We start from the raw sequence: 10,844 nt of genomic DNA, 5'->3' as shown, positions 1-10,844 counted from the left end.
GGCCCATCAGGAAGACGCCGGTTTCACGGCGCCAATCCCAGGTCCGTTCAGTCATCGATACTGATCAGGCCCGTCCGGATCGCGTACTTGACCAGGCCGGGCACGTTCCGGATGCCCGTGTTGTCCATCAGCTGGGCCCGATGGGTCTCAACCGTCTTGGGGCTGACACAAAGCTCCTCGGAAATTTCGCGGGTCGACTTGCCTTCGGCCACGCATTGCAGGATTTCCCGTTGGCGCGGTGTCAGGCGCTCCAGCGGCGAGCGATATTTCTCGTAGTTTTCAAGGTATTCGTCGATCAGGGTTTTCGAAATCGTAGGTGTCAGGTAGGTCTTGCCAATGGTGACCGACCGCAGAGCTATGCCAAGCTCCTCGGTAGCGGCGTCCTTCAACAGGTAACCGGAGGCTCCAGCCCGCAAGGCCTGCAATACGTAATGCTCGCTGGCATGCATGGACAGCATGATGACCTTGGTATCGGGATAATCCTTGGCGACACGGGCGGCCACCTCAAGCCCGTTCAGACTTGGCATGGCAATGTCCAGCAAGGCAATATCCGGCCCCTTCTCCTTGATCATCTGCAACGCCCTGCGCCCGTCCCCTACTTCGCCAACGACCTCCACGTCGTTCATTTGGTCCAGCAACTGGCGAATGCCTGCACGCACCAGGCCATGGTCATCAGCCAGCATGACTGTGAGACTCCCCATCATGATAATTTCCTCTTTGATCACAGACTTTGACGGATTCAAAAAGACTGAAGCCGCTGTTCGTGGCTGCCAGGACCACCCGTGGCAATTTCCCCACAAACCAAAGTATTGGAGCTAATCATTGAGCTTTGTATGAGACCAAACCTGAGTTTTAGCTTCGAAATACATGAGGAAACCCGCGTTAAGACCCCATACTGCCGGGAAATCTCCTAGTCCGCGGGTATCAGAGGGCAATTCAGGATAATGACGGTACCTTGCCCCGGAGCGCTGACGACCTCCAGGCTCGCACCAACCAGGGCTGCGCGTTCGCGCATGCCAAACAGCCCGGCGCTTTTTCCCTGGTAAGCAGCCGCCAGGACGGACTCTGCGAGGAACCCGCGACCGGCATCCCGAACTTTCAACCGCAAGCTGTTGGCGGATACCAAGCACTCGATGTCCACGCTATCCGAAACCGAATGCTTGATGGCGTTGGTGACGGCTTCCTGTGCAATTCGAAAGACGGTTGATTCGATATCGTGGCGCAACCGGGGAATTTCCGGCGGGATGTGAGCGATGACCCGAACGCCGGTGATCTCGGTCGTACGGCTGGCGTAGGCCGCCAGCGCGGCCGACAGGCCAAGATCATCCAGCGCGGTGGGTCGCAGGTCCAGCGAGAGATTGCGCACCTGGGCCATCAACTCATCGAGCTGGTCGATGGTTGCCTGTCGACTGGCGGGGCCGCTGCAGGCGGCTGCGCCGGATATGGCCATCTTGAGGAAGGCCAGCTGCTGGCCGATTTCATCATGCAGCTCTCGCGCCAGGTGTCGCCGCTCCGTTTCCTGGATCTCGATGAGCTGCCTGGCGAGCCAGCGATGCTGCTCGGCCTGCACGCGAATGGTCTGGCGAGTGATTGCATCGGCGGTGGCATCGATCAGGCACAACAGCCACTGGCTCCCTGACAGCCGCAGCGCCTTGATCTGGACATGCCGTATCCGCTTGCCACCTGGTGCTTCAAGGCGGCAATTCAGCGCCGAACCATGCGTGGCGCTGGCGGCCAGCCATGTGGAGAACGGCCGCTGGTCATCCATGCTCAGGTAGTCGAGGAAGGCACGGCCGCTGGCAATGCCGATGACCGCCAGCAGGTCGGAGCCGCCCGACAGGGTATCGGTGACCTCGCCTTGCCGCAGCAGCACGATATCGTGACGGGACAATCCAGCCAGCATCAAGGCGAGCGTCCTGGCACGCCAGAAAAACCTGGGCCGCACAATGACCTCCTTGTCATTGTCTGTCGAGTCGATGCACCCGGCCGGAGCCGGGCTGTCAGCCAGTTATGGAGCGGGTGAAGGGAATCGAACCCTCATCTGCAGCTTGGGAAGCTGCGGCCCTGCCATTAGACGACACCCGCCTGTGATTTACCGGCTCATGGCGCAGCGGGATGCTCCATTTCGACACGCTGCCCCACGGCTACGTCCACCAGCTGGGTCACGGTCTGGGCGGCATCCGGCCACGTAACCGTGATCGAGCTTACCGTCGTGGCCTCGCCAAGGCCGAAATGCAGGAACCGCGGCTCCTGCGACAGGTAATTCTGCCCGAGCTGGAGCTGTTGTACATAGGTGCCTGCCGGAGTATTGACCGTCACCTTTGCACCCACGGCGCTGCGATTGCCTGCCGGACCTCGCAGAGCAACCTGGATGTAATTGCCGACTTCCAGGCGATTACGGAAGACGGACGGCACGCCACCGTTATTGGCAATCAGCACGTCGACGCGCCCGTCTCCATCGTAATCCGTGCACAGAACGCCACGTCCCTGGCCGGTATGGCCGAGCTGGTAAAGGTCTTCGCTGGCCGAGAAGCTGCCGTCACCGTTCGACATGAACAACCGCGAGGGATCTCTCAGGAAAGCCGCCAGAGGGTCATCCGGATCGTCGTAATCCGAGCCGACCTGTTCCATGCCCGCGGTCTGGAAAATGTCAGGATGCCCGTCATTGTCGAAATCGGCGAAGCAGCTGCCCCAGCCCCAGGCACCGCGGCGAACGCCGGCCTGGTCGGTCACATCGACAAAGGTACCTGCGTCATTGCGGTACAGGCGATTGCCGGTCTCACCGCCGAGGTAATCCTTGGAGTCGGTGCTCAGGTTGTAAATGCTGGATACGAACCAGTCGAAATCACCGTCAAGGTCGTAATCCGCCACCGCATTGCCCATGCCGTTTTCATCGGTAATGACATCGGTGGTCGCGTCCGTGAACGAGGCCCCGGCGTTGTTGATCAACAATTGCGTGCCCTCGAAATCACCCACCAGGAAGAGGTCCGGATAGGCGTCACCGTTGACGTCCGCAAAAATCGGGGTGAACGAATGCTCGCCCAGGAACGCACGATCCGGCGGACGCCAGCTGGGGATGATCTCGACGATATCGCTGACATCGGTGAAGTTGCCGTTGCCATCGTTCTCGTAGAGATAGTTGGTCGCGGGATTGCCCTGCCAGACACGCCCCCAGTGGGCAAAGAACAGGTCGACATCACCATCCAGGTCGAAGTCGGTTGCCGCCATCGAGAAAGTACCCTTGTCCACCAGGATGCCGGTCGACGCAGTATCTTCGGTGAAGGTGCCATCGCCATTGTTCCGGAACACTTCCACATCGGTGCTGCGGTACTGGATGGAAATGAAGTCCTCCCAGCCATCATCATCGATATCGACAAAGTAACCGGCCAGGTCCAGGCCCGTCGGGTTGATTCCGGCGTTGTCCGGCACGGCCTCGAAACTCGATCCGTTGTAGGTGTACAACTGGCCGCGGGTATTCCTGCCATAGGCAACATACAGGTCCAGCTGGCCATCATTGTTGTAGTCACTCATTGCCAGACCACCGCCCATGAAATGCATGTTCTGCAGCGGGACGTCTTCCTGGATATCGACACACATGCCCGCAGCATCGGCCACCTGCGAAAAGTAGCCGGACCCGCCGGTGCCAATGCACGCATCCGGCTTGTCGCCGGAGGAGCCACCAGCGCCACCGGCATCGCCAGTCGTGTCGGAAGAACCGGACCCGCCGCCACAGGCAGACAGCAACAGCGCCGCAAGGACGGCACTCAGACGAATTTCAGAAGTCATTTCTACCTCGGTAGGAAAGCAGCCATGTAACGACCCCGAGAGTTCCACAAAACACAGGGGGGTTTCCAGTGGGGAAACCGCGTTTTCCTTATTTCATCGGATATTTGGCCTGAAATTACTGATAAATCAGGTAGAATTGCCGCCGCTGTCCCCACCCCGGAGGTCTGGCAAGCATGCAAGTCACAATCAACGGCGAACAGCGCGACGTCCCGGCTGGCTTGAGTGTCGCCGAGTTGCTGCTGGAACTCGGTTACGGCGAGCGCCGGGTTGCCGTCGAGCGCAATGCGGATATCGTCCCTCGCAGCCAGCATGACACCACCCGGCTGGAGGAAAACGACAGCATTGAGATCATTCAGGCCATTGGTGGCGGCTGACAACAAGCACCCAGGAGCACAATGATGTCGGAACACAAGGACAAGCCCCTCCTTCTCGCTGGTCGCGAATACCAGTCGCGCCTGCTGGTCGGTACCGGCAAGTACAAGGATTTCGAAGAAACCAGACAGGCCATCGAGATGTCGGGCGCCGAAATCGTCACCGTTGCCCTGCGACGCACCAATCTTGGCCAGAATCCGGACGAACCCAACCTGCTGGACGTGTTATCCCCGGACAAGTACACCATCCTGCCCAACACCGCCGGCTGCTACACGGCCCAGGACGCCATCCGGACCTGCCGGCTGGCGCGCGAGCTGCTGGACGGCCACACGCTGGTCAAGCTGGAAGTGCTGGGCGACGAGAAAACCCTGTTCCCGGATGTCACCGCCACCCTGGAAGCGGCGGAAACCCTGGTCAAGGAGGGCTTCGAGGTCATGGTTTACACCTCGGACGACCCGCTGATCGCCAAGCGCCTGGAAGACATCGGCTGCGTCTCGGTCATGCCGCTGGCCGCACCGATCGGCTCCGGTCTTGGCATCCGGAATCCCTACAACATCCTCGAGATCATCGAGAACGCAAACGTTCCCATCCTGGTGGATGCCGGCGTAGGCACCGCGTCCGATGCGGCCATTGCCATGGAGATGGGGTGCGACGGTGTCCTGATGAATACCGCCATCGCCGCAGCACGGAATCCGGTCCTGATGGCCTCGGCCATGAAGAAGGCCATAGAAGCCGGTCGCGAGGCCTTTCTCGCCGGGCGCATGCCGAAGAAACGCTACGCCTCGGCCTCCTCGCCCCTCGATGGCACCTTTTTCTGAGCACCGAACGTTTGCCTGACACGATGACCGCCGACTCCGACAAGCCACAGCGCAAGATTCGAAGCTTCGTACGCCGCGAGGGCCGACTGACACCAGGCCAGCAGCAAGCGCTGGACACCTGGCTGCCAAAGTACGCCCTTCCTGCCGAGGGCATGCTCGATTTCGAGCAGGTCTTCGGCCGATGCGCGCCGGTCACGCTGGAAATAGGCTTCGGCAATGGCGACACGCTGTTCGAACTGGTGCAGCGCCATCCCGAGCGGGATTACATCGGGATCGAGGTGCATCGACCCGGCGTTGGTCGCCTGCTGAAACACTGTGGCGAGGCCGGTCTCGACAACCTGCGGGTGTCGGACGAGGACGCCGTGGAAATCCTGCGCCATCGGGTCCGGGACGGTTCGCTTGATCGCGTGTTGCTCTACTTCCCCGACCCCTGGCCCAAGAAGCGTCATCACAAGCGACGCATCGTGCAACCGCCCTTCGCGGAACTGGTAGCCAGCAAGCTGGCGCAAGGTGGCGAGTTTCACATGGCGACCGACTGGCAGCCCTATGCCGAGCACATGCTGGAAGTGATGTCGGCAGCAGAAGCGTTCGTAAACACGGCAGATGATTACGCGCCGCGGCCCGAACAACGGCCACTGACCAAGTTCGAACAGCGCGGCCAGAAGCTCGGCCATGGCACCTGGGATCTGATTTTCAGGAAGCGCTGAAACTTCACTGGCTGCGTTCACCCGCCGGCCAGGTACGTCCTCAACCCATCCAGCACGAACTGCACCGCCAGGGCGGAAAGGATCACGCCCAGCAAACGGTCGATCACGTTTGCACCGGTTTCACCCAGCAGCTTCATGATCCTGCCCGCCAGCAGCAATGCCACCAGCGCCATCAACAAGACCACGGCCAGGGTTCCCAGCAAGGCCCAGAAAAGCACCTCGTTGTCGCGGGCATCGCCGAGTACCAGCAGGATGGTCGTCAGCGCACCGGGACCCGCCAGCAAGGGAAAGGCCAGCGGAAACACCGAGATGTCTTCCTTGAAGCGCGCTTCTTCCTGTTCGCGCACCGTCGCCGAACGGAGGCCCGACTGGCGTGCAAAGACCATGTCGATCGCGACCAGGAACAACAGCAAACCGCCCGCAATCTTGAATGCCGGGACCGTAATCCCGAGCGCATGCAGCAAGTAATCCCCGGTCAAGGTAAAGACCAGCATGATGCCGCCAGCCAGCAAGACTCCCTTGACGGCCATGCGACGCTGGTACGCCACCGAACCACCTCGGGTCAACGCGCCGAAAATAGGCGCCAGCCCGATCGGGTCGATGACCACGAACAGCACGATGAACAGGTTGATAAGGACGTCTAAACTCATTCCGGACCCGCCGCAGCACTTCAGTAAAACTACCCTTGAACAGATTCGTTCGTGGGCCTATACCTTGGTAAAGGGAAAGCTCCAGGGAATAGTAACTCAAGCAGGAAAATCACACAGCGAACTCGCCCAAGCGAACGCAATGGAGGTCGCGATGGCAACCGAAGACTTCGATCATGTCCAGCCGTACATCGGCCTGTGGTACACGGACATGGCTGGCAACAGTTTCGAGGTTGTGGCCATCGACGAAGATGACCGCACGATCGAAATACAGCACTTCGATGGCACGGTTGGCGAGCTGGATTTTGCAATGTGGTTCGAAACACCGATGGAAATGTCCGAGCCGCCCGAGGATTATTCCGGCTCGCTGGATATCGAACGGGAAGATTACGGTGTCGAGATGTCCGAGCTGGCATCCACCGATGACTGGGGCACCGCCGTCGAGTACCTGGAACGCTTCGACGCCTGATCAGTCCTTCCCGGTCGGGTCGGCTACCAGCACGCGATCATCCTTTACCGTCACCGGAACGTCTTTCAGCGCCTGCCCCTGGCAGGGCCCCATTTCGCAGTAACCCGTCTCGATGTCGAAAATCGCGCCGTGCACGCCGCACATGATGCGGTCGCCCGCCTTGGTGAGAAAACGATCCGGCGCCCAGTTAAGCATTGCCCCGGTGTGCGGGCAGGTATTCGCATAGGCATAGACATCGCCATCCTTGCGCACGACAAAGCCATACCAGGCGCCCTGCCCTTCCCCGATGACGAATTCCTTCGAGCCCGGGTCGGCGATGTCATCCAGTGCGCAGATATCGATTTTATCGTTGATGTCCTGGCTCACGCCCAACGCTCCTTTTCTTCATCACTGGCAGTGCGCATCAGGTAAATGACCAGCAGGATGGCAGGAATGCCGCTGGCCGCTGCCACCATGAAAAACTCGGCATAACCATAAGCTTCGACCAGCTCGCCCGAAAACAGCCCGGTCAATTTACCAGGGACCTTCATCAGCGAGCTGAACAAGGCGTACTGCGTTGCGGTGTATTGCACGTTGGTGATGCTCGACATGAAAGCGATGAACACCACGTTCGCCATGCCGCCGGAAAGGTTGTCCGCCATGATCACCACGGCCAGGCGCCATATCTCGGCTTTACCGGAAGCCGCGAGCCAGGCAAAGCCGAGGTTGGTGACGGCCAGCAATACGGCGCCAACCAGCAACATGCGCATGATGCCGTAGCGCGCAACCAGCAAGCCGCCGATGAACGCCGCAAAGATGGTCACCGCCAGGCCGAACAGCTTGGCGACATTGGCAATCTCGATCTTGCTGTAGCCCATGTCGATGTAGAACGGGCCCGACATCACGCCCAGCAGGTAGTCGCTCATGAGGTACACCGAGATCAAGGCCACCAGCACGAACGCGCGTTTGCCATTGCGCGCGAAAAACTCGGCGAAGGGCCCGACAACCGCGCCGGCAAACCAGGCCTCGAGGCGTTTCCAGGTGGACGCGGCATTCGGATCAGTCTTCAGCAAGGCATTCATGCGCGCTTCGAGCTCGAGCGTCAGTGCCGACACCTGCCGTTCCGGCTCGGCGATCAAAAGTGCCGTCACGAATCCGACACCCATGCAGACAGCCATCACCGCGTAGGCGAGACCCCAGGAAAGGAAGGTTGCCACGTAAAGTGCGCCCGCCACCGAGGCAATCATGGCGATGCGGTAACCATAGATGTACATCGCCGCCATCGCGCCCTGGCGATCGGGATCGACGGCTTCGATGCGGTAGGCATCGATGGCGATGTCCTGGGTGGCCGAGAAAAACGCCACCATCACCGCCGCCAGCGCCAGCTGCGCCAGTTGAGTCTGCGGATCGGTGATTGCCATCAGCAACAAGCCGAAGGCCACCATGACCTGCGCGAAGATCATCCAGCTGCGGCGCTGACCGAACAGCCGATGCAGGATCGGCAGCTTCAAGCGGTCGACCACTGGCGCCCACAGGAACTTCAAGGCATAGGCAAGGCCAACCGCGCTGAGGAAGCCAATGGTCGACGGGGTGACCCCGACATCACGCAGCCAGGTGCCAAAGGTGGAGAACACCAGTGGCAAAGGCAGGCCTGAGGAAAAACCGAGAAACAGCATGACCAGCACGCGACGGTGCAGGTAGACCGCAAAGGCCTCGCGCCAGCTGCGGTGCTCTTTCACGGCCTCGTTCATGTCAGCGGAAATCCTCAATATCGGCGTCGTATTCCAGCGTCAGCGGCGCATGGTCGGAAAAACGCTCGTCGGTGTAGATGTCGGCAGCCACGATCCTGTCGGCGATGCCGGGTGTGACCACATGGTAGTCGATTCGCCAGCCGACGTTCTTGGCCCAGGCCTGACCGCGGTTAGACCACCAGGTGTATTGCTCGTCTTCCTGGTTCACGACGCGAAAGCCGTCCACCCAGCCGGCCGGGCCGAACAGCTCGGTCAGCCACGCGCGCTCTTCCGGCAGGAAGCCGGAGTTCTTCTGGTTGCCCTTCCAGTTCTTGATGTCCTTGTTGGTGTGCGCGATGTTCCAGTCGCCGCAGATCACGTACTCGCGCTTGCGCTTGCGATACTTCTTCAGCATCGGCATGAAGCGGTCCATGACGTCGAACTTCACCTGCTGGCGCTCTTCCTTGGACGAGCCCGAGGGCATGTACAGCGACACCACCGACAGCGAACCGAAGCGGTACTCGATGTAGCGGCCTTCCGAATCGAACTCCGGCCACTCCAGCCCCTCGATCACCTGGTCAGGCTCGACGCGGGAATAGATCGCCACGCCGGAATAGCCCTTCTTTTCTGCATCGTGATAGGTGCAGTGGTACCCGGCGGGCTTGAAGATCTCGTCCGTCAGCTGCCATTCCTGCGCCTTGGTTTCCTGGATGCAGACCACGTCCGGCTGCTCGCGCTCGATCCACTCGAAAAAGCCCTTGCGCGCTGCCGCGCGGATGCCGTTGACGTTCACCGAGGTGATTTTCATGAAACTCCCGCTTTGATTCCGCCACAAAAATGAAGCGTGTATCATACCGGACCCTATTCAATTCGCGACCGGAGAGCCCAGCGATGTCCGACTTTCGACAGGAATTCCTGCAATTCGCCCTTGATCGCGAAGTGCTGCGCTTTGGCGAGTTCACCCTGAAGTCCGGTCGGAAGAGCCCCTACTTCTTCAACGCCGGCCTGTTCAACAAGGGCTCGGACCTCGCGAAGCTGGGCCGCTTCTACGCCCAGGCCGTGGTGGAATCCGGCATCGAGTTCGACATGCTCTTCGGCCCGGCCTACAAGGGCATTCCGCTGGCCACGCTGACGGCCGCCGCGCTGGCCGACAACCATGGCGTCGACGTGCCCTACTGCTTCAACCGCAAGGAAGCGAAGGACCATGGCGAAGGTGGCAACCTGGTGGGTGCGCCACTGGAAGGCCGCGTGCTGTGCGTGGACGACGTCATGACGGCCGGCACGGCCATTCGCGAATCGGTCGACCTCATCAACGCAGCCGGTGCCACCCCTTGCGGCGTGGTCATCGCCCTGGACCGCCAGGAGAAAGGCACCGGAGAGCTCTCCGCAGTGCAGCAGGTCGAGCAGGATCTCGGCATGCGGGTCGCTGCAATTGCCAGCCTCGGCGACCTCATCGGCTTCCTGGAAAATGATCCGGCGCGCAGTGAAGCGCTGGATCGGGTACGCGCCTATCGGGAACAATACGGCGTCTGACGCTCCTCGCCGCGGGAACACGCCTCCACGAATCCTTCACAGTGGCTGCACACCCCGGGGTAAATCAGCGCATGACGGCCGGTGCTATACTCGAAAGCCAGTACAGCAAAGCAACAAGCGGGTAGACCCATGCGTACACTGATTCAATGTTTCCTCATCTTGATGGCGTTTTTCCTGACCACGCTGGATGCCGAAGCCGGCAAGCTCTACAAGTGGGTCGATGAAAACGGCAAGGTGCATTACACCGACACCCCGCCGCCCGAGTCGTCCAGCAAGGAACGTGAAGTCCTGAACGACCAGGGCATGGTCACGGAAACGCTGGCCCGCGAGAAGACGCCTGACGAGGTCGCCGCCGAAGAGGCAGCGGCGCGGGATGCCGCCGAACGCAAGCGCATCGAAGACGAAATTGCCGCCAAGGATCGCATGTTGCTGTCGACCTACACCCGGGTCGAAGAACTGGAAATGGCCAGGGATGGACGCATCCAGGCGCTGGATGCCCAGATTCGCGTGGTGTCCGGTTCAATTTCCACTCTCGAGGACCGCCTGACCCAGCTCGAACAGCAGACCAAGCAGATCGAAGCCAATGGCCGTCCGGTCCCGGAAAACCTGAGCAAGCAGCTCGAGGACACCCGTGAGGAGCTCCTGCAGAACCAGAAGTTCCTGTTTGCCCGACAGCAGGAGCAGGAGCAGATCCGCGAGCAATTCACTCGCGAAATCGCGCGCTTCAAGGAACTTCGCGGCATCGAGTAAGCTGCATTCGCCTCCATCGAAAAAGCCCCGCATCAGCGGGGCTTTTTCGATGG

Annotated in this window: 13 protein-coding genes and 1 tRNA gene; 6 read left to right on the top strand and 8 right to left on the bottom strand. The window is 60.5% G+C overall.

The window, feature by feature from the left end:
• Window positions 1-47: 47 nt before the first annotated feature.
• The 4 genes from R3217_04595 to R3217_04580 form a co-directional block, all read right to left on the bottom strand.
• Entirely contained in the window at window positions 48-701 is a 654-nt protein-coding gene (locus R3217_04595) for a response regulator transcription factor (GenBank protein MDX1454717.1), read from the bottom strand.
• A gap of 209 nt (window positions 702-910) precedes the next feature.
• On the bottom strand, window positions 911-1,903 hold the full coding sequence (locus R3217_04590; GenBank protein MDX1454716.1) for a sensor histidine kinase: 993 nt from the start codon (window positions 1,901-1,903) through the stop codon (window positions 911-913).
• Between the two features lie 108 nt (window positions 1,904-2,011).
• Window positions 2,012-2,085 (bottom strand) — tRNA-Gly (locus tag R3217_04585).
• A 15-nt stretch (window positions 2,086-2,100) separates the two neighbouring features.
• Entirely contained in the window at window positions 2,101-3,786 is a 1,686-nt protein-coding gene (locus R3217_04580) for a CRTAC1 family protein (protein MDX1454715.1), read from the bottom strand.
• Window positions 3,787-3,959: 173 nt separating this feature from the next.
• Here R3217_04580 and thiS point away from each other — a divergent pair, with 173 nt between their 5' ends.
• Genes thiS through trmB form a run of 3 tightly spaced genes read left to right on the top strand, consistent with a single transcriptional unit; the run spans window position 3,960 to window position 5,683 of the window.
• Window positions 3,960-4,160 (top strand): sulfur carrier protein ThiS, encoded by a 201-nt coding sequence (gene thiS, locus R3217_04575; protein ID MDX1454714.1) that lies wholly within the window; start codon window positions 3,960-3,962, stop codon window positions 4,158-4,160.
• A gap of 24 nt (window positions 4,161-4,184) precedes the next feature.
• Window positions 4,185-4,976 (top strand): thiazole synthase, encoded by a 792-nt coding sequence (locus tag R3217_04570; GenBank protein MDX1454713.1) that lies wholly within the window; start codon window positions 4,185-4,187, stop codon window positions 4,974-4,976.
• A gap of 23 nt (window positions 4,977-4,999) precedes the next feature.
• Window positions 5,000-5,683 carry a tRNA (guanosine(46)-N7)-methyltransferase TrmB gene (gene trmB, locus R3217_04565; protein ID MDX1454712.1) on the top strand — a complete coding sequence of 228 codons (684 nt, stop codon included), beginning with the start codon at window positions 5,000-5,002 and terminating at the stop codon, window positions 5,681-5,683.
• A 17-nt stretch (window positions 5,684-5,700) separates the two neighbouring features.
• Here the strand turns inward: trmB and R3217_04560 are convergent, their stop codons facing one another.
• Window positions 5,701-6,333 carry a MarC family protein gene (locus tag R3217_04560; GenBank protein MDX1454711.1) on the bottom strand — a complete coding sequence of 211 codons (633 nt, stop codon included), beginning with the start codon at window positions 6,331-6,333 and terminating at the stop codon, window positions 5,701-5,703.
• Window positions 6,334-6,484: 151 nt separating this feature from the next.
• On the opposite strand from R3217_04560, the gene R3217_04555 reads away from it, so the two are divergent.
• Window positions 6,485-6,799 carry a DUF6763 family protein gene (locus R3217_04555; protein MDX1454710.1) on the top strand — a complete coding sequence of 105 codons (315 nt, stop codon included), beginning with the start codon at window positions 6,485-6,487 and terminating at the stop codon, window positions 6,797-6,799.
• Here R3217_04555 and R3217_04550 read toward each other — a convergent pair whose 3' ends face one another.
• Genes R3217_04550 through R3217_04540 form a run of 3 tightly spaced genes read right to left on the bottom strand, consistent with a single transcriptional unit; the run spans window position 6,800 to window position 9,316 of the window.
• Window positions 6,800-7,165, bottom strand: coding sequence for a Rieske (2Fe-2S) protein (locus tag R3217_04550; GenBank protein ID MDX1454709.1), 366 nt, complete (start codon window positions 7,163-7,165; stop codon window positions 6,800-6,802).
• The gene (locus tag R3217_04545) at window positions 7,162-8,529 is read right to left on the bottom strand and encodes an MFS transporter (GenBank protein ID MDX1454708.1); all 1,368 of its coding nucleotides are present in this window, start codon (window positions 8,527-8,529) and stop codon (window positions 7,162-7,164) included. Before R3217_04545 ends, R3217_04550 begins: the two co-directional genes overlap by 4 nt.
• Before the next feature lies 1 nt (window position 8,530).
• Window positions 8,531-9,316: an exodeoxyribonuclease III gene (locus R3217_04540; GenBank protein ID MDX1454707.1), complete on the bottom strand. Its 786-nt coding sequence runs from the start codon at window positions 9,314-9,316 to the stop codon at window positions 8,531-8,533.
• Between the two features lie 83 nt (window positions 9,317-9,399).
• Between R3217_04540 and pyrE the strand changes: the two genes are divergently transcribed.
• Window positions 9,400-10,041 carry an orotate phosphoribosyltransferase gene (gene pyrE, locus R3217_04535; protein MDX1454706.1) on the top strand — a complete coding sequence of 214 codons (642 nt, stop codon included), beginning with the start codon at window positions 9,400-9,402 and terminating at the stop codon, window positions 10,039-10,041.
• A gap of 129 nt (window positions 10,042-10,170) precedes the next feature.
• Window positions 10,171-10,791, top strand: a complete 621-nt coding sequence (locus R3217_04530; GenBank protein MDX1454705.1) for a DUF4124 domain-containing protein — start codon at window positions 10,171-10,173, stop codon at window positions 10,789-10,791.
• The last annotated feature ends 53 nt before the right edge of the window (window positions 10,792-10,844 follow it).

The organism is Gammaproteobacteria bacterium (assembly GCA_033720895.1).
Classification (GTDB): domain Bacteria; phylum Pseudomonadota; class Gammaproteobacteria; order Natronospirales; family JAJUFS01; genus JAWWBS01.
The sequence above is the reverse complement of the archived record's forward strand: the minus strand, read 5'-3'. Positions and strand labels throughout refer to the sequence as shown.